Source organism: Lysobacter enzymogenes (assembly GCF_023617245.1).
Taxonomy (GTDB): Bacteria; Pseudomonadota; Gammaproteobacteria; order Xanthomonadales; family Xanthomonadaceae; genus Lysobacter; species Lysobacter yananisis.
The window spans coordinates 302,439-326,813 of sequence record NZ_CP067396.1 but is presented as its reverse complement, the minus strand read 5'-3'; the positions used below and the strand labels follow the sequence as shown (position 1 = coordinate 326,813).

The following is a 24,375-nucleotide window of genomic DNA, read 5'->3' as shown; positions in this document are numbered from 1 at the left end:
GTGGGGCGGGAATGTCGCGGCGGATACGAGAGCGTCGGGACTGAAGTCCCTCCCACGTCGTCGCGCTGTCGCAGCGGCTTCCCGCTGCGTCGCTACGCAGCCGCCTCGCGGGCGCGCAGTCGCGAAGCCCGCCGTCTTAGCGAGGCCCCGGCCATTGTCGGAGGTCCCGGCAATTCTTGGAGAGCCTTGCAGTTGCGGGAGGGCCTTGTTGTGGGAGGGCCTTGCAGTTGTGGGAGGGCCTTCAGGCCCGACGCCTTCCGATCCGCCGCGACGCAAAGGCCGGTCCCGGCCGAGACAAAAGCATCGGGGCTGAAGCCCCTCCCACGTCGCCCTTTCCGCTTCGCCGCAGCCGCGGGCGCCTGCGCAATCGCCGGCGCCCGGGCTCACCCGGCGCTCAACGCTCCAGGATCGCCACCACGCCCATGCCGCCGGCGGTGCAGATCGAGATCAGGCAACGCCCGCCGCCGCGCTGCTTGAGCTCCTTGGCGGCGGTGGCGACGATGCGCGCGCCGGTCGCGGCGAACGGATGCCCGGCCGCCAGCGACGAGCCGTTCGGGTTGATCTTGGCCGGATCGATCCGGCCCAGCGGCGCGTCCAGGCCGAGCCGGTTCTTGCAGTAGTCCTCGCTCTCCCACGCGCGCAGCGTGCACAGCACCTGCGCGGCGAAGGCTTCGTGGATTTCGTAGATGTCGAAATCCTGCAGGGTCAGGCCGTTGCGCTTGAGCATCTCCGGCACCGCCACGGTCGGCGCCATCAGCAGGCCCTCGCCGTGGACGAAGTCGACCGCGGCGACCTGCGCGTCGCGCAGATAGCACAGCACTTCCTGGTTGTGCGCCTGCGCCCACTCTTCCGAGGCCAGCAGGCACGCGGCGGCGCCGTCGGTCAGCGGGGTCGAGTTGGCGGCGGTCAGGGTGCCGCGACCGGAGGTCTTGTCGAACGCCGGCTTCAGCGTGGCCAGCTTTTCCAGCGTGCTGTCGGCGCGCAGGACGTTGTCGCGCGAGACGCCGCGGAAGCTCACCACCAGGTCGTCGAAGAAGCCGCGCTCGTACGCGGCGGCGAGCTTCTGGTGCGACGACAGCGCCCACTCGTCCTGCGAGTCGCGCGAGATGTTCCACTGCTTGGCCATGTCCTCGCAGTGATCGCCCATGCTCTTGCCGGTGCGCGGCTCGGCCACGCCGGGGAACTCGGGCTTGAGCTCGCGCAGGTGGAAGCCCTTGAACGCGGCGATCTTGTCCTTGGTGGTCTTGGCCCGCGCCGCGGTCAGCAAGCGCCGGCGCAGGCTGCGGCCGTAGACGATCGGCACGTCGGAAGTGGTGTCCGAACCGCCGCCGATGCCGGCCTCGATCTGGCCGGTGGCGATCTTGTTGGCGATGGTGATGATCGAATCCAGCGAGGTGCCGCAGGCGCGCTGCAGGGTGATGCCCGGGGTCAGCGGCGACAGCCCGGAGGACAGCGCGGCCTCGCGGCCGAGGTTCCAGTCGCTGCTGTGCTTGATCACCGCGCCCATCGCCACTTCGCCGAGCTGCTGGCCGTGCAGGCCGAACTTCTCGACCAACGCGCCCAGCGTGCGCACCGACATGCCCAGGTTGCCGACGTCCGCATAGGCGGTGTTCTGCCGGCAGAACGGGATTCGCACGCCGCCGAGCACGGCGACGGGACGGTTTTGACGCATCGGCAGCACCTCTGAAGACCGGGTTTCGGGGAAATTCGTGCGGTTTTTGACGCGGGCCCACCCGGCGGAGCGGGCATAATGGGCTTCAGTGTAGCGCCGCCAGCGCGCTCTACCAAACGCCAGCGTATCCTCGGTGACCATGACCTCCGAATCCCCCTCCGCACGCGGCCCGGCCGCGCCCCTGCACGTCCTCGGCGCGCTCGCCCTGGAGCTCAAGGGCGACGCCGCCGTGCAGCGCAGCGCGCTCGCCCGCCACGACGCCGGCGCGCTGTCGGAGAAGATCGCCCGCGACCTGGCCGGCTTCGCCGCCGATACCGCCGCGCTGGACCTGGTCACGGTCGGCGCCCACTACGACCCGGTCGAGCTGCTGCGCCCGGGCTGGCCGCTGCACCGCGAACTGGACGAACTCGCCGCGCGCGCCCCGCGCGAACGAGGCGCCGAACAGGCCGGCCGGGTCATCGCCTTCGGCGCCCACGACGACCAACTGCCCGGCGCGCTGACGCCCTCGCCCGACTTCGCCGGCGGCCCGCTGCGGCTGGTACCGTTCGCGCTCAGCGGCTCGCCCGAGCTGGTCGCCCGGGTCGGCGAGACTCTCGAATCCAGCCTGCTCGAACGCGGCATGGCCGGCGCCGATACCGCCCTGGCCGCGCAGGCCGCGTTCGGGCTCAAGGTCGAGCACGCCCGCTACCTGACCGTGCACGACCTCGCCGCGATGATGGCCCTGCAGTACGACCACGCCGGCCTCGGCCCGCTGTGGCCGCTGCTGGAGACCGCGCTGCTGCAGCCCGAAGGCGAACAATGGCTCGACGCCCTGCCCGAGCCGCTGGTGCACTACGCCGACGGCGAGGCCCGCATCGCCCTGTTCTCGCCGGCCGCCTGGCACGCGCGCTACGCGCCCGAGGCCCCGTGCGACACCGCCGAATGCCGCGACAAGCTCAACCGCCGTTACCAGCACTTCGAAGCGCGGCTGCGGCAGATCGCGGCGGTGCTCGGCGCGCACGCGGTGCCGGTGACGTTCGTGCATTGCGACGGCGAGCAGCCGCGCGAGGAAATGTAGGCGCCGCCGCGCGGGTATCGCGCAGCGGGCTGCACAGGCCAAGCCGACCTCAGTGGTCGGCCGCAGTGGCCGCCGTCAGTGGGAGGGACTTCAGTCCCGACGCCTTCCGTTCCGCTCTACGCGCCACCACGCCCGCGCTGAAAATTCACTCGCCGACACTGCGCCCGCCCGCGCCGAATTCCTGTTCGAACAAGTCGTAGCCCGCATCGACCATGCCCTGCGCGCGATAGGTGCGCTGCGCCGCGGCGTTGCCGCGCTCGACGTACAGCCGCAAACCGACCACATCGGGCGTCGCCTGCGCCAACGCCACGACATGACTGTGCAGCGCGTCGTACACGCCCTGGCGGCGGTGTTCGGCGGCGACGTAGACGCTTTGGATCCACCACCACTCGCCGTTGCGCCAGTCGCTCCACTCGCGGGTGAGCATCAAGGTGCCGGCGGGAACGGCGATGGTTTCGTGGCCGGCGGTCTGCGCTTCGCGCATGGCGACGAAGTAGCGCGCCTTGGCCGGATCGGCCAGGCCGGCACCGACGCCGGCGTGGACGGTGGCCGGGTCCAGGCGCTTGTGTTCGGTTTCCCAGGCCATCGCCAGCATCCATTGCGCGATGAGATCGCCGTCGGCAGGGGCGGCGTCGCGGATGCGCAGGTGGGTCATGGCGGTGGGCGCTTGTGGGGTTTGCGGTGTCGGAGCGGAAGGCATCGGGCCTGAAGGCCCTCCCACTAAAAGCGCGGGAGGGCGATGCAACGGCGCGACGCGCCGCGGACGCGTCGCGCTTGCGCCGGCCGCAACGGCCGGCCTGTGTTCAGCGGCCGGTCTTGATCACGCCGCAGGCCAGGCGCGCGCCGGCGTTGCCGGTCGGCTGGGTTTTGTAGTCGTCGGCCGAAGCGTGGACGATCACCGCGCGGCCGGCGACGTCGTTGGGCGCGCCGCCGCCGAGGGTCACGCCGCTGGCGTGCGCGTCGACCTTGGCCACGCCTTCGGCGTTGGCGACCAGATTGTCCATGTCGCCGGCGTGGTGCGCGCCGTGATCGACCTGGCCGTGCGGCTGCGCGGCCGGATTGAAGTGGCCGCCCGCGCTGGTGGCGTCGGCGGCGCTGCAATCGCCCTTCTCGTGGATGTGGATGGCGTGGGTGCTGTTCGGGGTGAGGCCGCCGATCTCGCCGGTGATGTGCACGCCGTCGCCCATCGGACGCACGTTGAGCTTGCCGCTGACCAGGCTGCCCGACGCCGAGGCCAGCACCACGCTGGCCGAACTGGCGGTGGACACCGGCTTGGCGGTCGCGGCCGGCGGCGGCGTGGGCTTGACGGACTGGCCGCCGCACGCGGCGAGCGCGGCGGTGGCGGCGGCGAGGACGGCGATGCGAAGAGTCGCGTTCATTGCGGTGCTCCTGGTCGGCGGCGTCGCGCAGCGACGCCGGGTCGTGGAACCGACGCTAGCTGGGCCTGGGTTCAGCGCGGGTGAAGCGCGATGGCGTGGCGGCGCGGTAGGGGTGGCCTTGCCACGCGATTATGGCGGCGATGCGGGCGATGGCGCCATCGATGCGGCGATCGGACAGGACGCGCATCGTCCAGCGCGAAATTTTTTCGCGAGCCGATTCCGTGGTGGAAGCGCCCTCGGATCCGATGCTGTTGTGGGAGGGCCTTCAGGCCCGACGCTTTTGTCTCGGCCGGGACGATGCCCGCGGCGAGCTTCATCGAGTCGGAGCGAAAGGCGTCGGGCCTGAAGGCCCTCCCACAACAGCCATGAAGCACGCTCCCGCAGAAGCGGTATCGCTGAGGTCGTACTCAGACCGCATCCATCCTCAGCGACGCTTGCGCCCCGGCCCGAGCTTGCGCGTCAGCGTGTTGCGCCCCAGCCCCAGGCGCGCGGCCGCTTCGGTGCGGCGCCCGCCAGTGTGCGCCAGCGCGGCTTCCAGCAGCGCGCGATCGAAACGCTCGCGCGCGTCGGCGTGCAGGTTGGCGCGGCCTTCGGCCAGTTGCGCGCGCGCCCACGCCGACAACAGCGCCTCCCACGCTTCGCCGGCATCGGCGGCGCGCGCGGGTTCGGCGCCGAGCGCCTGGTCGAGGTCCTCGCGCGCGATCGCGTCGCCCGGCGCCAGCGCGGCCAGCCGCCAGCACACGTTCTCCAGTTCGCGCACGTTGCCGGGCCAGTCGTGCGCCATCAGCCGTTCCAGCGCGGGCTTGGACAGGCGCTTGAGCGGGGTGCCGAAGCGCTGCGCGGCGGCGGCAAGGAAACGCTCGGCCAACTGCGCCACATCGCCGCGGCGCTCGCGCAGCGGCGGCAGGCGCAGGCGCACCACGTCCAGCCGGTGCAGCAGGTCGGCGCGGAAGCGGCCTTGTGCGACCAGCCCTTCCAGGTCTTGATGGGTCGCGGCGATCACCCGCACGTCCACCCGGATCAGCTCGCGCCCGCCGACGCGGAAGAACTCGCCTTCCGCGAGCACCCGCAACAACCGGGTCTGCAACGGCAACGGCATGTCGCCGATTTCGTCGAGAAACAAACTGCCGCCGTCGGCCTGTTCGAAACGGCCGACGTGGCGGCGCTGGGCGCCGGTGAAGGCGCCGGCCTCGTGGCCGAACAATTCGCTTTCCAGCAATTCGGCCGGTATCGCCGCGGTGTTGAGCGCGACGAACGGCCGCTGCGCGCGCGGCGACTCGCGATGCAGCGCGCGCGCGACCAACTCCTTGCCGGTGCCGGTTTCGCCGGTGACCAGCACCGACAGCGGCGCCTGCGCGAGCCGGCCGATGGCGCGGAACAAGGTCAGCATCGCCGGCGTGTCGCCGATCAGCGCGTCGGCGGGCGCGGCCTCGGCGGCGGGCGGCGGCTCCGCGACCGGCGCGCTCGTCGAGAGCGTGCGCGCGGCCAGCGCGACCGCGTCGTCGAGATCGAACGGTTTGGACAGGAACTCCTGCGCGCCGCCGCGGAACGCGCCGGCGGTGCTGGCGACGTCGGTGTAGGCGCTCATCACCACCACCGGCAGCGCCGGCGCGCGCGCCTTGAGTTTCTCCAGCAACGCCAGCCCGCCGTCGCCGGGCATGCGCACGTCGGTGAACAGCAGGTCCGGCGCGCCGCGCTGTTCCAGCGCGTCGAGCGCGTCGGCGGCGTTCTCGAAGCCGTCCACGGCGTAGCCGGCCTCGCGCAGCGCGGTGGCGAGCACGAAGCGGACCGAGCGGTCGTCGTCGACGACCCAGATGCGCGCCCCGCTCATGCGCCGGTCTCCGCGCTGGCGTTGTCTTCGATATGCATCGGCAGCAGCAGGGTGAACACGGTGTGGCCCGGACGCGAGCGATAGGTCAGCGAACCGCGATGCTCGCGCGCGACCTGCTGGGCCAGCGCCAATCCGAGCCCGCTGCCTTCGGCGCGGCCGGACACCAGCGGCAGGAACAACTGCTCGGCCAGTTCTTCGGGCACGCCGCGGCCGTCGTCGATGATCTCCAGACGCAGCGCGATCGGATGCGCGCTGTCGCCGACGCGCGCGCCGTGCTCGACCCGGGTGCGCAGGTGGACGTGGTTGGCGCCGGCCTCGATCGCGTTGCGCGCCAGATTCCACACCGCCTGCATCAGGCGGTCGGCGTCGCCGGCGAATTCGGGCAGGCTGGGATCGTAATCGCGCACCAGCCGCACCGCCCAACCGGCGTCGGCCTCGGCCAGGCGCAGCACGCGTTCGAGCACGGCGTGGATGTTCAGCGGCGCGTGCGGGCGCGGCGGCGCCGGGGTCAGCAAGCGATCGACCAGGCCGGTGAGGCGCTCGACTTCGCTGTCGATCAATTCGATCAACTCGCGCGCATCGCGATCATCGATGCGGCGCGCGAGCAGTTGCGAGGCGCCCTTCAAACCGGCCAGCGGGTTGCGCAACTCGTGCGCGAGGCCCTTGAGCGAGGCCGACAGCGCCGACGGCAGCAACAACGCCGGGTCGTCGCCGGGAAACTCGTCGACCGGATGCGCTTCCAGCAACCAGCCGCCGTCGTCGCGCCGGCTCAGCCACAGGTCGGCGAAACGCTCCTCGCCGTCGGCGTAGCGCAGGCGCATGCGGCGCATGCGCAGCGGCGCCTCGTCGCCGCCCGCGCGCGCGACCGCCAGCGCCAGCCGGCCGTCGGCGTCGAGCCCGGCCAGCGGCCAACCCAGCAGCCGGCGCACGCCGATGCCGAACCAGCGCGAGAACGCGAGGTTGCAGCCGGTCAGGCTGCCGGCCGCGTCGCTCCAGGCCACGGGAGTGGTCAGGGCATCGAGGCTGAGGTCGGTGGAGGGCGCGGGATCGGAGGGCATTGCACCATGTTAGTGCAAAGAATCGGTCGTTGCGGTCGCGTTTCGCCAGTTCCCCGGCGGCCTGCCGATCATCGCGCCCGCTGCAGACTCAGGAACTTGTACATGTTCTCGATCGTGCGTTGGCGCCGCGAAGGATCCATTCCGCCGTCGTCGACCAGTTCCAGCCCGGCGTCGGCGATCCGGTTGGAAACGACCGCATTGTCGATGTCGAGGTCCTGGCGGCGGACCAGGCCGGACACCCGGTAAGTCTGTTCCCTGCCATCGACATCGAGCGTCAGCAGGCCCCGGATGCGCACGCTGCGGTCCGGGTTTACCGCCACCACCTCGGCCGGAATGATGGTCAGCAGGTTACTGGACGCGGCCTGGGGATTGCTCGCGACCGGAGGCTTGGCCCAGGTCGATTTGAGCGCGAAGACCTTGATCGCATCGCCTACCCGATGCGCGGGCTGGGTCGCGGGGTAACCGACATAGTCGTTGACGTCGACCGGGCCCTTGCGCTCGAACGCGGACGCCGGCGGCGGCGACATCGGCAGCGGCGGCGCCTCCAGCACCGGCCCGGACGGCTCCGGAGGCGGAGGCGCGGCCACCGCGGGGCTCTGGGCCCCGACCGGGCCGGCGCCTGCGGCCAAGATCATCAGCAGAGCCAGGATCGATGCGTGTCGGCTATTGGCTTGGGTACTCATCTGGGACGTCCTTTTCATTTCCGGTCACGGGCGAACGAGCGAAGGGGCCGATTTCTCCGCGCCCGGTCGGCAAGGCGTTCCGGATACAGAAGGGTCTTTCTGTGCCGGGGCAACCGGCTGAAAAGCAGAAACGCCCGTGGCCGCGGCTATTTAACCACATGGTTGACAGCAAGCCAGGACAGGGTGTCGACTGGCGTCCCGGGCGCCGACCTGGCCCATCCGATCGAGGAAGACTATGCAAGGCGAACTCGCAGGCAAGGTCGCGGTGGTCCACGGCGGCAGCGGCGCCATCGGCGGCGCGGTGGCGCGGGCGTTCGCGCGCGAGGGCGCGCGGGTGTTCCTGGCCGCGCGCGGACGCGAGCGGCTCGACGCCACGGTGGCCGCGATCGCCTCGGCCGGAGGCGACGCCGAAGCCGACTGCCTCGACGCGCTCGACGCCGACGCGGTCGCGGCCCACGCCGACCGCGTCGCCGAACGCGCCGGCCGCATCGACATCGCGTTCAACGCCGTCGGCTTCGTCCACGTGCAGGGCGTGCCGTTCGCCGAACTGAGCCTGGCCGACTTCGAACTGCCGGTGCACCGATACATCCGCAGCCAGTACGCGATCGCCCAGGCCGCGGCGCGGCATATGGGCGACGGCGGCGCGATCGTGTCGTTGGTGACGCCGGTGTCGCGCATGACCGGCCCCGGCTACCTCGGCCACTGCGTCGCCTGCGCCGGCGTGGAAGCGCTGTCGCGGCACCTCGCCGGCGAACTCGGCGCGCGCGGCATCCGCAGCGTGTGCCTGCGCTCGCATGTGATTCCGGAAACGCTGCAACACGGCTCGCATGCGCGCGAGGTGTTTCAGCCGCAGGCCGATGCGGCGGGCGTGAGCTTGGACGAGATGATGCGCGCCGCAGCGGAGAGCACGCCGCTGAAGCGGTTGCCGACGTTGGACGACATTGCCGCGGCGGCGGTGTATGCGGCTTCGCCGCGGGCTGCGGCGATGACCGGGGCGATTCTTAATTTGACGGGTGGGGCGTTGGTGGATTGACGCCGCTGCGGCGGTGGCCGCAACGGCGTACCGGTCAGGGCTGCTTGACCGGATTCACCGAGTTGTTAGCGACGTACAGCGCCGTGCAATTGCCGCTCGCGTCGCGGTTGAAGTCGATATAGGAATCGGGGCCGACCGCCTGCGCGGCGGCGACGATGTTGGGGTGGGTGCTGAAGCATAAGGTCGATACGCCCGCCGCATTGCGCGCCTCGCAACCGGCGCGCAGCAGGCTGCCAGATGCGCTGAGGTAACAACCGATCAACTGCTGGCTGTCGGCGCTGTTGCGCGCGCTGGCGATCATGCCGTAGGCGCGGGTGACCTGGCCTTGGGCGTTGGTTTCCAGCGTTACCGGGGCCTCGACCTTGTCGCCGGCGCGGGCCGCGCCGCATAACGTAGCCAGCATCGTGGCGGCCAGGATCGCCTGAATCACTTGCTTCATTGCGGCCCCTCCATGAGAGCCTCCGAAACGGAGGCCCGCACAGACTGGGCCAAAAAATTGGCTCATGAATGTGCAATTGCTGGTCATTCGTCACAACCGTGCAAATAACCCAACCGACTCCCACACAAAGATCGGACTCGAGAAAAAGACGGTGCAGCCAACCGCGATCGGCTACGCAATCAATTTCTAACGCACCTCCGACTTTATTTCCGATAACTGTTCAACAGAAAGATCCGTTATGTGGATCCAAGCGAGCTGGCCATCAGCCGTTGCGAAATAGAGATTTCCACAACGAACAACCTTGTCTGTCGTGCGCACCGGCCCAATTGCAATGAACGCCGAACTCGAAGAAATGGCCAGACTCGCTACGGCCGTGACATCTAGTCTTTTGCGACCGCCCCAAGCATGAAGATCGAACATCGGAAGGCCGACCTCGCAGTCCACAGGAACCGCTGGAATCTGCAGGTCCGACAGTTTCGGCACGTGCACGAGCCTTATGGATGACAGGGCCTGATCGTCCGCAGAAACGCCCAGTTCCAACAAAGAGACATCCGATACGAACCTCAGGAAAACATCTCCCTCCCCTCTGTCGCCAAAACTCAGAATCAGGGGGATGAATTCCTCGTCCATGATCTCTACCGAAGCATCGGCGGCCAAGACGCCAATCATATTGCTCATTATTCGTCTCCTAACCATAGCGCGTGCTTGACCACCAAGAACCCACCATCCTGTTTCGGCGGAGAAAGAATGATCTCCCAACGGCCCTTCGTCACATACGGCTTATTAAACACATAATCGCCACTGCGAACAGTGTCTGCAATCGCCTGATGGAGACTGTCCAACAGCATTTGCGTATGGATCACTCCCGGCGTTTTCCTGTAAGAACGAACAGCGTCTTCCAGCACCACTCCATACTGCTCATTGGTCATGCCGCTAGGCTTCAGAGGCACTCCGCGACCGGTAATTTCTTCGTAGAGATGCTTGGTAGCGTTACCCGCGATGAAATAACTCTCTCCGTCCACCTCGGCCACATATGCCCGAGGCAGAACGGTACCAGGATAGTCTGAATACTCTGGAGCGCCAGGAATGCGATGGATCGTACCCCACACATTGTGGGAGGACGAAGTCCGGGCGCTCGCGTCGGCCTCAAGTCCGTTCATCCATATACCCTGGACGCCGCCCTTGGCCGCCGCCGATCCGCGTCCGAAACGCGTGAGCAAACTCAGGCTTTGAGCGAGGGTCACCCCGCCCCATTCGTCGTCCCGTACGGACGGGATATAGCCTCGAAGGTTATCGCTGATCCGTACTTGATCCGCAAACGAATCGTCCACGAAAACAAGCCCGAGGTTCTCATACGATTCGACCAGGCCGATCCCTACGTCCAGCACCCCCTTGCCCAAACCCGTTACCGTGCCCGATGCGGAGGTCGAAGCGGAAACGTGCTTATTGTTGCGCATATGCACGGCCGCCGGAACGGTTCCGCTCAACACCCAACCCGCGCCGTCTTCAACCACATCGTAGATCGGACGCTGCGACAAAGGCAGATTACCCGAAGTGGCGAGCGCGGGGTCCGGCACGCTCACAGGCATCCTGACGTCGTAGTGGCTGTCGTGCTGATCGAATTCCCCGCCATTGGTAACGTTGATCAAGCCATTGGAATGTATGTTTCTGGCCCAGAACTGCCAATCGCTGCCATAAGCGGTCGCCGTCACCCGATCCAACGTAGCGATCTCGCCGTCAGCGCCCGATGCCCGCGGCGCGAAGTAGGCCGAGGCCGTATCACCGCTGCCGTCGCTGTTGCTGACGCCACCCATGGCGAGTGCGTCATCCGGCCTGCGTCTCCACGCCGCATCAACAATGGCATTGCCGACAGTGGTCGCAAACGCATCCAAACCGAGAGTCAACAAGACTCTGCTTGAGAGATTTCCACGCGCGGCGGCGTCCGTGACTCTCGATGCAAATCCGGCGCTGAAGTCCGCAGCACGATAAATCGACGATTCGCTCCAGTCGCGATAATCCCCGAAGGCAGCCACCTTATTGCCGACCCAGCGACCGACATTCGCGCTTACTGCAGAAACTGCGACGCTTCGCCAATCGAAGCTGTCCTGCGCTCCGATGGCCATGGCCGTACTTTGGGAAGCGGCGTTGCCCAACATGGCTCTCGTTGCGGTCTGCGCCCACTCGCTCTGAATTCCAATCTTTCCTAGAGCGGCGGTGAAACCCTGCGAGGACAATCCGGCGCTGACCGCGCCGCCGATAGCGCCTAGGGCAACACTCTTCCAGTCGAATCCATCTTGTTCGCCACCCGCAATCAGTATCGCCTGGCTGGCGATGCTGCCTACCGCACCGCCAAGCGCGCCAGCTCCTACCGCAAAAGCTGCGCCGCCCGCCCCGGCCAACGTCGCAGCGCCAGCCCCCATGATCGAGCTAAAGCCCGCGCCAACGCCTACAGTAGCCACACCTGCGGTAAATACCGTTGCCACGATCGCTACCACCACCGCAAGCACCTTGACGAACCCGCCACACCCCTTCTTAGCCGCCGGCGGCGGCGGCGGTTCCGGCACCGTCGGGCTGGTGTTGCCCATCGCCGAGCCCGCGTCGTACGGCTTGAACGTGCTGGCGTTGTTGTGGATGTTGGCGACCTTGTTCGGCACCGTGAGCACGGTGTTCGGAATCAGGGCCTGGGTCGGGGCGAGGTTGTTGGCGTCGGCCAGCAGGTACCACATCGCCGAGTCGCCCCACAGCGCGGCGGCGATGGTCTGCAGGGTGTCGCCGGCCTTGACGATGTAGCTGCCCGGCGCGGCGGTCGGGTAGAGGCTGTTGATCGGCAGGTAGTTCTGGTCGAAGTCGGCGCCTGAGACCGGTGCGAAGCGCTTATGGCGCTCGTCGTTCTGGGCGCCGGGCTTGACCTGGTTCTGTGCCAGTTCCTTGGCGTAGTCGATGCGGTCGATGCCGTCGTTGCCGGCGTTGCCGACCTGGCGGTCGTCGAAGAAGTAGTAGCTGTGGAAGCGGTTCTGGGTGCCCGAGGAGAAGCTGCCGTCCGGCCGCTCTTCGACGCCCAGCAGCTCGTCGCGCTGCAGGATGCGGCCTTCGCCGTCGGTCTCGTAGGAGAACGCGCGCCCGCCCTTGACGTCGCGCGCGGTCTTGATCCGTCCCAGGTCGTCGTATTCGAACAGCGAGAAGCCCGGCGCCCACCGGCCCTGCACGCTGTCGTTGCTGGCCTGGACCCTGATCTCGCTCTGCTTGGCGCTGTCGAACCAGCGGTAGGTGTAGGTGGTGGTGACCGTGGTCGCTTCGCCGTAGGTCTCGGTCGAAGTAACGGTGCCGTCGGCGTCGCGGTAGGTGATCGTGCCCTTGTTGGCCTGGTTGTCGTGCTCCTGCAGCAACAGGCTGTCGTTGTCCCAGTAGCGGGTGGTGCTGCTCTTGAGCGCGCCGCTGGCGTCGTACTCGTAGTAATCGCCGACGCGGCCGGCGAGGTCGTTGACGCGGCGCGCGCGCAGCGTGCCGTCGATGGTGGTGTCGGTGAGGTAGCCGCGGATGTCGTAGGCGTAGCGCTCGGTATGGCCGTCGCGGCCGTAGCGCGCCATCACGCGCTGGTTGGCCTGGTCGTAGGCCAGGAGCACGCCGTCGCCGCTGCCCTCGTTCACCTGCACGCGGGTGTCGTCCACGCTGGTGCCGCGGACTTCGTTCTTCTCGCCCAGCGTGCCCATGGTCACGACGAACCGGTTCATGTTGTCGTAGCGGTACCAGTAGTCCTGCTGGGACCGCACGCCCGACACCGGGTCGTTGTACGTGGACAGCATGTGGATGCGGTTGCCCTGCGCGTCGTACTCGTACTCGATGACGTAGCGCGGGTCGATGACCTTCTTCAGGCGGTTGAGCTGGTCGTATTCGGCCCTGGACTGCTGGAAGGCCCAGGTGCCGCCGCGGGTGGTGAAGCCCTCGAAGGTGCGGTTGCCGTTGCGGTCGTACTCGTAGTAGCCGCGGATGCCGCTGACGATGTCGGTCTGGCTCTTGATCAGGCCGTTGCCGTAGTACTCGTACACCGTATTGCCGGCCTTGGCGAGCAGGCCGGCGAGGTTGTAGTCGTAGACGAAGGCGTTGTCGCCGAAGTCCACGTGCGACAGCCTGCGGCCGCTGGCGTCGACCAGGTCGGTCGAGCTCTTGTTGTTGGCCAGCACCGTCACCTTGTGCCAGGCGCCCTTGCCGCCGTTGGCCTGCGCGTCCCAGGTGGCCGAGTAGCGGGTCACGCGCCCTTCGGCGCTGACCACGCGGCTGACGGCGCCTTCGATGTCGAAGTCGGTGGTGTCCTGGCCCAGGCTGGAGACGGTATGCGCGATGCGCCGGTCGAGTTCGTCGTACTGGTAGGTTTCCTCCAGCGCCTGGGTCTCGTTCGCGGCCTTCGGACGGGTCACCGAGATCAGCCGGTTGCCGGCATCGTAGCGATAGCTGGTGGTGCGGCCGATCTCGTCGGTGACCACGCGCTGGTTGCCGTGCACGTCGAAGCCGTAGCGCCTGGCGCCGCCGTCGGCATGCCATTCGCCGACCAGGGTCGGCTTGGCGCTGCCGTAGTTCCAGGCCTGGGTGGTCAGGTTCCGGTTGGCGTCGTAGTAGGCGACGATGTTGCCGACCCGGTCGTAGACGTACTCCACCAGGTTGCGCACCGTGGCGACGTAGCCGTTGGCGTAGGTGATCTCCGCCAGCGGATCGAGCTTCTTCACCATCTTGCCGAGCGTGTTGTAGCTCAGGTTGGTGGTGTTGCCGTTGCCGTCGGTCTCGCTGGCGATCTCGCCGAAGGCGTTGTAGCTCTGGTAGCGGTGGATCAGGTTGGCCGAGGGCTGGATGGTGCCGAACTCCCAGCGCACTTCGCTGGCCGGGCGGTCGAGGTCGGGCCAGAAATAGCCGGTGTTGCGCACCAGGCTCAGGCCGGCGCCGGGGTTGCGCGCGTCGGCGAGGGTGCGGAACGCGTCGTAGAAGTACTCGTAGGTGATGCCCTTATCGAGCGTCACGCTGTCCCAGTGGAACTTGCCGTCGGCGCCGCGCAGCACCACCACTTCGCTGAAGTTCGCGGCGGTGTTGCCGTCCGGGCGGTAATGCAGCACCAGCACCTGGGCTTCGGCCTGCTTGGGGTCCAGGGTCAGCGAGTACAGGTGGCCGGCGAGCTGCAGCACCGGCTTTTCCTGCCGGCGGCGCGGGCCGATTTCGATGGTGCCGGAGATCTCGTAAGTCTGCGCCGGATCGACCATGCGGTCGGTCACGCTCAGCAGCAACCGGTAGCTACGCACGCCGTCGCCGACTTCGGCCAGCAGTTCCGGCGGGATGTTCCAGCTCAGCGCGCCGTTGACCACGCTGAGGTTGAAGGCCTGGGCGGCGACGCGGTTGCCGTCGAGCACCTGCAGGTTCAACGAGCTCGCGTTCGGCGGCAGGTTGGCCAGGCTGATGACCGGCGCGTTCTTGGCGAAGTCCAGGTTCACCGCCGGCGCGGCGCCGACGCTGATGTCGCCGGTGACGGTCTCGATGACGGTATTGTTGATATCGCGCAGCTTGAGCACGACTTCGTAGTCGCCGCTCATGCCCGCGGTGTCCCAGCGGTAGCTGCCGGCGGTGCCCAGCGGCGGCTGCAGCGGCAGGTTCGCGGTGCCCGCCCACGGGTCCTGGCTGCCCTTGCGGCGGTACTCGACGATCGCGGTGTAGGGAATCGCGCCGTCGCGGGTGCGCAGCGCGCTGATGTCCAGGCCGGCGTCGGTCCAGACGAAGTTGCCCAGGCCGTTGGCCTGGAACGCCGGCGAGTAGGCCGCTTCGTTGTCTTCCAGGCGCTGGACGCTGAGGTTGGGACCGGCGACGAAGTTGTAGCGCTCGCGCCGCACCAGCTGGCCGTCGGTGTTCTCCACCACGTAGAGCATTTCGTACGACTGCCCGGCCGCGAGGCCGGCGGTATCGACCATCGCCTTGCCGTTGACGATGCTGATCGGCCGGCTCTGGAACGGGCCGTTGGAACCCATCGGGCGGACATAGACCTGCGCGCTGTTCGACGCCTGGATCGCCTCCGCCGGCAGGATCACGCCGCCTTGGGTGCCCTGCGGCAGGTTCGAGGCTTCTTCGTCGGGGGCGCGGTACTGCAAGCCGAAATACTTGTCGCCGCTGATCGCCTGGAAGTACCACTCGTGTTCCTGGTACTCCTCCAGCTCGACGATGACGCCGCCGCCGATGTCGACCGGCGTGGTGGTGTAGCGACTGATGAGGACCGGATTGCCCGGGTCGGACTTGCGCACTACCAGCACGCGGAAGGCGACCTCGATCCGGTACGGATTGCTCAGCTGCAGGATCTGCCCGAACAGGCCTCCGTTGGCGGCGTTGTTCTTGTCGAGATGGATCGTGACCGGGCCGGTGCCGAGGCCGTAGCCGACCACCGGGCTGCCCATGGTCGTGGGCGAGAACGCTTCGACCTTCAAGTCGTACTGGCCGAAGATCGAGGTCAAATCCGGAACGTTGACCGTCAGGTTCACGTCCAGCGACGAAACGCTGTAGTGCGAGTCGAAGCTTAGCGTGCCCTCGGCCTGGAAACTCATCTTCACATCGCCCAGCGCCGGCTGCGCCTGGATCACGCCGTGCGCCGCGCCCAGGTTCGGCACCTGCCGCTCGGCACCGATGCGCCCGCCCACGCCGACCGAGATCTCGCCCGGACGGGTCGGATTGATCGGAGTCGGCTTGAGGCCCAGGCGCTGGCCTTCGGCGCTCATCGCCGCCTGGATCACCTGCACCGCGTTGTTGCGCTTGTCGTACAGGGTCAGCGTGCTGAACAACGACGCCTTGTCCTCCAGCGACATGTTGCGGACGGTTTCGAGATCGACCCCGCTCAGGTCGGCGGTCTGCGACTCGATCTTGACCGTGGCGTTGCCGTTGCGGTCGTACGCGTACAGCCGCATCACCCCGCCTTCCATGTTGCTGCGGTACATGCGGCCGGCGCGGTCGTAATCGGCGACTTCCTGCCATCCGCTCGCGCCGGTGCCGCGGCCGGTGACGTCGCCGAACAGGTTGTAGCGGGTGCGCCGCTCGACGCTGCGGCTGCCGTCGCTGCCGACGGTGACGCGGCTGGTCTCGCGGTTGTCCTGGTCGTAGGCGACCTGCACGGTCTCGGTGCGCTGGCCGCCGCCGGAATCGGTGCGCCGGTAGCTCATCGTGAGCATGTTGCCGGCGAGGTCGTAGCCGAATTGGGTGGTGTAGCCCATCGCGCCGGTCTTGCTCAGCAAGCGGCCGCCGCTGCCGTAGACGTAGGTCGAGGTCTGGTCGGCCTCGACGCCGCCGCCGCGACGCACTTCCTTCACCACCTGGTTGAGGCCGTTGTAGGTGTACTCGGTGCGCGAGCTGACGCTGCGGCCTTCGTAATCGACGAAGCCGGGCAAGATCACCGCGGTGTTGCGGCCGGCCTTGTCGTACTCCCAAGAGAACAGGCTGCCGTTGGCGTCGGTGCGGCGCAGCAGGTTGCCGGCGGCGTCGTAGGCGTATTGGGTGAGCGCGCTGCCGGTGGCCTGGGTCAAGCGGCCGTTGCCGCTATCGACCGTGCCGTATTCCACGCCCAGGCGCGTTTCGCTGAGGCGCCGGCCCATGCGGTCGTAGGTGTATTCGGTGACGCGATGCTGGCCGGAGTCTGCGGTCGCGACCGGCCAGGCGTCGATATACGCCTGCAGGTCGGCGCCATCGACCGGCGCTTGCGGGTTGCGGGTGGCGTAGCGGGTTTCCTTGAGCACGTTGCCTTCGGCGTCGCGCACCCAGGCCACGCCGTAACCCTCCGCATCGATCTCCAGGCGCTTGTTGCCCAGCGCGTCGTACCAGGTGCGGGTGACGCCGCGGTTGCCGTCGGTGTGCTCGATCAGGCGGCCGCCGAGGTCGTAGTGCCAGCGCTCTTCGATCTGGCCGATGTTGAGCTGGTAGCTGCGGGTCTGCTGGTTGGTGTCGCCGAAGATCGCGCCGAGGGTGAGCGCGCGGGTGCGGCGGCCGTTGGCGTCGTATTCGAAGGTCTGCTCGCGCGCCGCGCTGGCCTGGCCGGTGGTCAGATCGTTCGGAATCGCCGGCACGGTGGCGCCGGCCGGCAGCGCCACCGGCGTCAGGAACGCACGGGTGCGGATCAGGTTGCCGGCCTTGTCGTAGTCGTTGAGGGTCAGCAGGCCGTTGGCGCCGACCTGGCCGACCAGGCGGTCGGCGGCGTCGTAGTAGAACGCCGTGCGCGCGCCGTTGGCGGCGATCTTTTCGACCAGATTGCCGCGCGCGTCGTAGAAGCTCTTCTCGACCGCGTTGGCGTTGGCGCTGCCTTGCGCCGTCGCCACGGTCTGGGTGCTGGAGATCGCGCGGTCGAGCGCATCGTAGGCGAACACCGTCACCCGCTCTTCGGCCGTCTGCACCGCTTCGGCGCGGCGGATCAAGTTGCCGCGCGCGTCGTAACGGTTCTGGATGCTCAGCGACCTGGGCGCGCCGCTGTATCGATCGACCACGGTCACGTCATAGACCTCGGTCACCACCCGGCCGAGCTTGTCGTAGAAATAGGAGGTCTTCGCGCCGAGCTTGTTGGTGAACAAGCTCCTGTTGCCGAACTGGTCGTAACCGTACAGCTCTCCCTTGCCTTCCGCGTCGGTGGTCGAGATCAGCTGGCCGAGCCCGTTGTAGTTCATGCGGGTTTCCGACACCGCGCCCGCCGGAATCGCCGGCAGCGCACCCGGCACGACCGCGCCAGAAGTGCGGTTGGCGTAGCGGCGCACGACCACGGCATTGCCGCGGTAGTCGTACTCGGTGACGGTGAGGAAACCCTCGGGATCGACCTGGTGGGTCGTGTTGCCGTTCGCGTCGAAATAGAACGTACCGACGTTGCCGAGCGCATCCTGCACGGAGACCGCATTGCCGAACGCGTTGTACGTCCGGGTCACGGTGCCGCGGAGCGCGTCGATCGACTGGATCAGGCGCCCTTGGCGGTCATATACCGCACGGCTGGTGTAGACATCCAACAGCGCGGCGCGCTGTGCCGGGCTCAGGTCGGCGGCGCGCAAGGCCGCTCCGGTTTCGTTGGTGAAGTCCAGCGACTTGCGCAGTTCCAGCGCCCAGGCCGAATCCGATTCGGCCAGTTCGACGCCGCGCGGATCGATGGTCGCGATCGCCTGCCCGAACGCATCGTAGACATAGCGCGTGTGCGCCGCCAAGGCCGTGTCCGCCGCCCGGGTCTGCTCCAGCAGGCGGCCGGCCGCATCGAAACGCCGGCGCGTGGCGACCTGAGCCGCAGTGCCCCAGGCCTGGAATTCGGCCGTCACTTGGCCGAGCCCGTCGTACTCGTAGCGGGTGGTCACGCCGAGCGCGTCGACCCGGTCGCGCACCCGTCCAGCGGCGTCGTAACGGTACAGCGTCGATGCGCCGTCGCCGCCGGCCACCCGGGCGGCGATAGCCGCCACGGTTTCGCCGTCGGTGATGGTGTTGGCCGCGCCGGTATAGGTCGGCCACTGCTTGTCGTACTGGATGGTCCGTTCGAGATTGCCGCGCGCGTCGTAGCGCTTTTCGATGAAGTAGCCTTCCGCATCGAACGAGAACACCTCGCGTCCGGCGGCATCGTAGAACCACAGTGTCGTCGCGGTGGCGAAGGTGTAGACGCCGCCGCCGGTGACCCTCGTCGCCCATGCGCGCATGCCCGCGTCGGTGTAGGCGTCGGGCCTGGTGTAGGGATATTCGGTGCCTTCCTGATACTGCATTCGCCGGGTCCGCTGCCCGGCGGCGTTGTAGACGTTGCCGACCACATAACCGCCGGCGTCGATCTCCCACGCCAGCCGGTTGGCGGCGTCATAGACCCAACGCTGGCGCGACACCGGAGGCGAGGCCGCGTTTTCGTTGAGATCGGCCCAGGCCGTCAGTTCGCTCAGGCCGGTGCCGGCATTGCCCGGATACGGCCAGTAGTGGCGCACCCGTCCGGTCAGGTTGCCGTTGCCGTCGTAATAGTTGCGGGTGACATAGCGGTTCGCATCGAGCTGGAACACCATCCGGCCGGCAGCGTCGTACACGAACTGCGAAGCGCGATCGGCCGCGTGCGCGCTGGCGCCTTGCGCCGCCAGCGCCGCCGCCACGTCCGCGACCGTGGCCGCTACCGCCGCACCGACGGCCGTTGCGTAGGCGACGGTCCGCACCACGTTGCCGCCGTTGTCGTAGACCGATTCGACCACGTAGTTGTAGGAATCCAGCACGTAGCGCAGGCGGCCGTCGCGGTCGTAGACGTAACGCGCGACGCGGTCCTCGCCCTGCGCCGTCAGCTTCTGTTCGATCTCGGCGGCGGTGGGATACGCGCTCAGGCTGGCCGGATCGATCCGGCCGGCGTAGGCCGTGGTGCGCGCCAGGCGGCCGTCGGCGTCGTAGGCGCGGATCTCCACCGCGCCGGTGGCGTCGACCGTATGGGTCAGGCGGTTGTTGACGTCGTAGACGTAGCGGGTGACCTTGCCGTTGGCGTCGGTGCGGGCGACTACATTGCCGCGCCAGTAGGCGAACTGGGTCTTCAGCGCCAGCCCGTCCGGATCGACCGTGACGCTGAGCAGCTGGCCCTTCTTGTCGTAGCTGTTGAGCGTCACCTTGGCCGCGGCGGTGCCGGCGCCCTCGGTGACCCGCAGCAAACGGCCGAGCGGATCGTAGTCGTACGCGGTGGTGAGGTTGAGCTTGCCCTCGCCCGCATCGACCACCACGGCGATCTTCTGTCCGCCCAGGTCGTAGCGGGTCTCGGTGACCATGCCCAGCGGATCGGTCGCGCGGACCAGCTGGCCCTTGGCGTCGTATTCGTAGGTGGTCTTGATCTTGAGCCCGTCGGGATCGACCACGCGCTCGAGCACGCGGCCGGCTGCGTCGTAGGCGAAGGTGGTGCGCACGCCGCGCGCGTCGGTGCTCTCGATCACCTGCCCGGCCTGGTCGTAGGCGTTGCGCACGGTGCCGGCGGGCGTGGTGGTGCGGATCAGGCGGCCATCGAGGTCGTACTCGTAGACGGTGCTGTTGCCGCGCCCGTCGATCACCTCTACCGTCTGCCCGTGGGCGTTGCGCTTGACGACGGTCTGGATGCCCTCGGCGGTGGTGGTGCGCACCTCGCGGTTGAAGGCGGTGAAGCTGTATTGGGTCGTGTTGCCGCTGCGGTCGGTCTGGCTGAGCACGTTGCCGAAGGCGTCGTACGTCATCTTGGCCCAGGCGTCGCCGCCGTCGAGCTGTTGCACCGCGCGGCCGTTGCGGTCGAAGCTGGTCAGGTACTGGCGCAGGCTGTATGCGGTGCCGAAGTAGACCTGCCCGAATGCGTTGGCGATTTCGGTGGTGGTGCGGCCGTTGTTGAGGACGTCGTCGACCCGCGCGTTGCGGTTGCCGCGCCGGTCGTAATAGAAGAGCGTGCGCGCCTCGTTGTTGGAGATGCGGTTGGCGCGATCGGTCCACTGCGAGGTCTGCTCGAGCTGGCCGAAGACGGTGTAGCGGTAGTCGGTGTAGCTTCCCAACGCATCGATGCTGCGGCTCAGCGCGCCGGCGATGGTGTAGCTCAGGTCGACCCGGCTGGCCTGCGCGTCGTCGAGCAGGGCGAAGGCCTGTTGCACCGCGCTGCTGAGCGCGCCGCCGTGCATCTGGCCCAGCGAGGCGGAGGTCAGGCGCTTGGCGTAGGAGACCGTCTGCGCCACGTCGCCGAACGCGTTGTAGCGCTTCTGGGTCACTTCGCCGGCGGCGTTGACCACATGGGTCGCGCGGCCCATCGCGTCGTAGTAGTACAGCGTCGCGCGGTCGAGCGCGTCGGTGACCGAGGCCAGCCGGCCGGCGGCGTCGTAGGCGTAGCGGATCGCGCGGTCCTGCCAGAGCGCGTCGACCTGCGCCGCGGTGGCGCCGCTGCCCAGCGCCGCCAGCGCCTTGGCGCCCTCGCCGGACAGTTCGGCCACCACCCGGCCCAAGGCGTCGTAACGGAACAGCGACTTGCGATCGTCGCGAACCTGTTCGACCACCCGGCCCTGGCTGTCGTAGCGGAACGTCGACAGCGTGGTGCCGCTGGCCGAATACTCGGTCTGCTTGAGCAGGCGGCCGTCGAGGTCGTACTGGTACTCGGTGGTTTCCAGCACGCCGGGGGCCGAGGCCGTCAGCGCCAGCAGGTTCGACGGCGCCACCATCCAGCGCAGCGCGCCGGGCGCTTCGAGCTGCTGGGTACCGGCGGGCCTGACCGACACCAGGCCGCTGTCGGCGCCGGTGCCGCCGGCGTCCCACACCGCGGCCAGGCCGGCATCGAAGGCCACGCCGGCATAGCTGGCCCGCTCGATCCAGACCTTGCGCTCGCTGCTGGCGTCCACCACCACCAGCGCGATCTGATGATTGCCGCCGACCGCGGCATCGGCGAAGAAGTTGTAGGTGTTGCTGGTGCTGTTGAGAGTGACGGTCTGCACCTTGGCCCCGTCGACCCACACCTCCACCTTCGGCCACACGCCGTCGGCGCCGGCGCTCGCGCGGGCGGTGAAGCTGCCGCCGAACCGCACCGGCGTGGTCGCCGGGAAGGCGACCTGGGCCAGCTTGAGCCCGCGCACGCGACGCGACACGTTGCCGGCGCTGTCGTAGTCGTAGCGGGTGACGTAGCCTTCGCCGTCGACTTCGGCGATCAGCAGGCCGCGTTGGTCGTAGAGGTAGTCGTGGAAGCGGTCGGTGCCGTCCAGGCTGGGGCGGATCTGCTCGACGGTCGCATCGTCGGTCAGCTGCACCTGGCGGTTGTACGCGATCTCGCGCACCTTGCGGCCGGCGCCGTCGTAGACGATTTCCGTCATGTAGCGATCGCCATCGACCTGCGCGCGCAGCAGACCGTCGCGGTCGTAGAAGTAGCGCATGGGACGGTCGAAGGACTTGTCGGTGACCGTGCCCAGCGACACCGCGTTGGCCGCCGTCGGCGCGGCCAGGAACGCGGTCATGTCGACGCGCTTGTAGTGGGCCATCGTCGACAGCAGCCGCGACGCCGCGTCGTAGGCGTACTCGACCAGCGCGCCGTCGGCGCCGACGGTCTTGGACAGGCGGCCGGCGGCGTCGTAGAACCGCCACTGCGAGCGATCGTTGGCTGCGTCCGCGGCCGGACGCAGGCCGGAGTTCGCCAGCGTCAGCGCGACGGTCTGGCCGCCGACCGTCGCGGTCTGCCGCGGCTGGCCGTTGCCGTCGACCAATCCCGCCAACGCCGTCGCGTCGACCGGCGCGGCGTAACGGGTGGTGCGCACGATCTGGTTGTTGCCGTCGTAGACGTACTCGGTCAGCGCCCCGGCCGCGTCGATCTCGGCCACTCGGCGGCCGGCCTCGTCGTACAGCACGTGCGTCCTCGCGCCCAGCGCGTCCTCGCTCATGCGCAGGCGGCCGTCGCTGTCGTAGCGGAAGTTCACCTGCGACAGCACGGTGCCGCCGTTGCCGGACTCGGTCACCGCGATCAGCTCGCCGGCTCGGTTGTAGCTGGAGGTGCGCACCAGGCCGTTGGCGAAGCTGACGATGGTGCGGCGCTGCGCGTCGTCGTACTGGGTGACGGTGACGCTGTCGTCGAACGCGGTGGCGGTCAGCAGCCGGCCCAGGCCGTCGTAGGTGAACTGCTCGACATCCTGCTGCGCCGTGCCCTCGCCCTTGTAGCGTTGCAGCAGGCGGCCCTGCGCGTCGTAGACATAGCGCGTGGAGACGACGCCGGCGTTGACGCCGTCGCCGTTCTGCAGGCGCGTCTGGTAGCGGGTTTCCAGCGTCAGGTTGCCGCGGAAATCGTAGCCGTAATCGACCTGCTCGCCGATGGACTGGGCGCCGGCCCAGGCCGCCAGCGCCGCTTCGCTGCGGTCGGCGTCGGCGTAAAGGGCCTCGGCGAACTCCCGCATCGACACGGCTTGGCCTTCGGCGTTGTAGCGCCACTCGGTCACCCGTCCTTCCACGCTGATCTTGAAGCGCAGGTGCTGCTCCGCGTCGTACACATAACGCGTCGTCGCCGCGGCCGTATTCGGCCCCGACACCGTCTCGCTCAGCAACTGGTTGTCGCTGCCGAAGGTGCGCTCGACCACCGTGCCGACCGCGTCTTCCTGCTTGATCAGGTTGCCGGCCGCGTCGTAGGTGTACTTGACCTCGTTGCCGAGGCCGTCGCGGATCGTCGCCACCTGGCCGGCGGCGTCGTAGCCGAAGAACTGGGTCTGGCGCGTGCCGTTCACCGCCGGGCTGCTGGTCTGCAGCAGCCGGCCCTGGGCGTCGTAGGCCAGGATCGTGTCCTGGCCCAGCGGGTCGGTGATCGTGGTGCGGCGGTTGGCGGTGTCGTAGCTCAGCGTGGTCGTGCGCAGCACGCCGACGTCGCTGGTCTGGGCGATGCTGACCACGCGGTACTGGCCGTCGATCAGCTGGTAGCCGAAGGCGACCTTGGCGCCGTCGGACTGGGCGATCGAGGCGATCCGGCCGCTGCTGCCGTCGTAGCCGTAGGTGGTGGTGAACACCTTGCCGTCGGCGACCGAGTTGTCGTCCGGGCTCAGGTCCAGGGTCACCGTGCTCAGCCGGCCGGCGCCGTCGTAGCCGTAGCGCACCGCGGTCGAGGTCTGCGGACCGCCGCCGTTGTTGGTGACGGTGCGGATCTTGCTGAGGCGGCCGTTGCCGTCGTAGTCGAGGTAGGTGATCTCGCCGTTGGCGGTGCGCACTTCGCCGAGCGCGCCGGCGGCGTTGTAGACGTAGCCGGTGGTGTTGCCGTCGCGGTCCAGGCTTTCGAACACGCGGCCGTTCTTGCTGGCGTCGTAGCGCTCGATCAGCTGGCTGCCGCCCTGGGTCCAGGTCCAGCGCTGGTTGCCGGCGTCCCAGGCCAGGGTGTCGCGGGTGCCCGCGCCTTCGCCGGCCACGTACAGCGAGCGCGCCGCGTCCCAGGCGTAGGCGATGCGGCTGCCGTCCCAGTCGGTGCGGTAGACCACGCTGCCGGCGGTGTCGACCGTCCCGGTCAGGCCGCCGACCTGCTTGCTGACCCCGGCGCGCCAGCTTTCGCCGATCAGCTGCGCCTGGCTGTTGTAGGCCCGGTACAGCTCGGCGTCGACGCCGCGGCCCATCAGCCATTGGTCGCGGTCGCGCAGGATCAGGTTGCCGGTCGCGGCGTTGACGAACACCTGTTCGCCGGACTTGCCGAACCCGGCCGTGCCGACCTGACCCCTGCCGCCCAGGCCCAGCGCCGAGGACGCCTGCAGACCCAGCCCATTCCCTGTGACGATCGCGACCATGTGTGCCT

General features: G+C 68.4%; 11 protein-coding genes. 2 read left to right on the top strand and 9 right to left on the bottom strand.

The window, feature by feature from the left end; genetic code table 11:
* Positions 1 to 394: 394 nt before the first annotated feature.
* On the bottom strand, positions 395 to 1,672 hold the full coding sequence (locus JHW41_RS01315; RefSeq protein ID WP_078998142.1) for an acetyl-CoA C-acetyltransferase: 1,278 nt from the start codon (positions 1,670 to 1,672) through the stop codon (positions 395 to 397).
* 139 nt (positions 1,673 to 1,811) lie between these two features.
* Between JHW41_RS01315 and JHW41_RS01310 the strand changes: the two genes are divergently transcribed.
* Positions 1,812 to 2,729, top strand: coding sequence for a hypothetical protein (locus JHW41_RS01310; protein ID WP_057949511.1), 918 nt, complete (start codon positions 1,812 to 1,814; stop codon positions 2,727 to 2,729).
* A 145-nt stretch (positions 2,730 to 2,874) separates the two neighbouring features.
* On the opposite strand, the gene JHW41_RS01305 is transcribed toward JHW41_RS01310, so the two are convergent.
* The 5 genes from JHW41_RS01305 to JHW41_RS01285 all read right to left on the bottom strand — a co-directional run bounded on the left by JHW41_RS01305 (position 2,875) and on the right by JHW41_RS01285 (position 7,680).
* Positions 2,875 to 3,384 (bottom strand): GNAT family N-acetyltransferase, encoded by a 510-nt coding sequence (locus JHW41_RS01305; protein ID WP_250448757.1) that lies wholly within the window; start codon positions 3,382 to 3,384, stop codon positions 2,875 to 2,877.
* A 148-nt stretch (positions 3,385 to 3,532) separates the two neighbouring features.
* Entirely contained in the window at positions 3,533 to 4,108 is a 576-nt protein-coding gene (locus JHW41_RS01300; protein ID WP_057949513.1) for a superoxide dismutase family protein, read from the bottom strand.
* A 424-nt stretch (positions 4,109 to 4,532) separates the two neighbouring features.
* On the bottom strand, positions 4,533 to 5,939 hold the full coding sequence (ntrC, locus tag JHW41_RS01295) for a nitrogen regulation protein NR(I) (protein WP_250448756.1): 1,407 nt from the start codon (positions 5,937 to 5,939) through the stop codon (positions 4,533 to 4,535).
* Positions 5,936 to 6,997: a two-component system sensor histidine kinase NtrB gene (locus JHW41_RS01290; RefSeq protein WP_250448755.1), complete on the bottom strand. Its 1,062-nt coding sequence runs from the start codon at positions 6,995 to 6,997 to the stop codon at positions 5,936 to 5,938. Before JHW41_RS01290 ends, ntrC begins: the two co-directional genes overlap by 4 nt.
* Before the next feature lie 68 nt (positions 6,998 to 7,065).
* On the bottom strand, positions 7,066 to 7,680 hold the full coding sequence (locus tag JHW41_RS01285; RefSeq protein ID WP_250448754.1) for a flagellar basal body L-ring protein FlgH: 615 nt from the start codon (positions 7,678 to 7,680) through the stop codon (positions 7,066 to 7,068).
* A gap of 235 nt (positions 7,681 to 7,915) precedes the next feature.
* Between JHW41_RS01285 and JHW41_RS01280 the strand changes: the two genes are divergently transcribed.
* Positions 7,916 to 8,713 carry an SDR family NAD(P)-dependent oxidoreductase gene (locus tag JHW41_RS01280; RefSeq protein ID WP_250448753.1) on the top strand — a complete coding sequence of 266 codons (798 nt, stop codon included), beginning with the start codon at positions 7,916 to 7,918 and terminating at the stop codon, positions 8,711 to 8,713.
* Between the two features lie 34 nt (positions 8,714 to 8,747).
* Here the strand turns inward: JHW41_RS01280 and JHW41_RS01275 are convergent, their stop codons facing one another.
* From JHW41_RS01275 to JHW41_RS01265, 3 genes are all read right to left on the bottom strand, one after another.
* Entirely contained in the window at positions 8,748 to 9,152 is a 405-nt protein-coding gene (locus tag JHW41_RS01275; protein WP_078999554.1) for a hypothetical protein, read from the bottom strand.
* Positions 9,153 to 9,338: 186 nt separating this feature from the next.
* Positions 9,339 to 9,830 carry a hypothetical protein gene (locus JHW41_RS01270; RefSeq protein WP_139382083.1) on the bottom strand — a complete coding sequence of 164 codons (492 nt, stop codon included), beginning with the start codon at positions 9,828 to 9,830 and terminating at the stop codon, positions 9,339 to 9,341.
* Positions 9,830 to 24,367 carry a LysM peptidoglycan-binding domain-containing protein gene (locus JHW41_RS01265; RefSeq protein ID WP_250448752.1) on the bottom strand — a complete coding sequence of 4,846 codons (14,538 nt, stop codon included), beginning with the start codon at positions 24,365 to 24,367 and terminating at the stop codon, positions 9,830 to 9,832. Before JHW41_RS01265 ends, JHW41_RS01270 begins: the two co-directional genes overlap by 1 nt.
* Between the last annotated feature and the right edge of the window lie 8 nt (positions 24,368 to 24,375).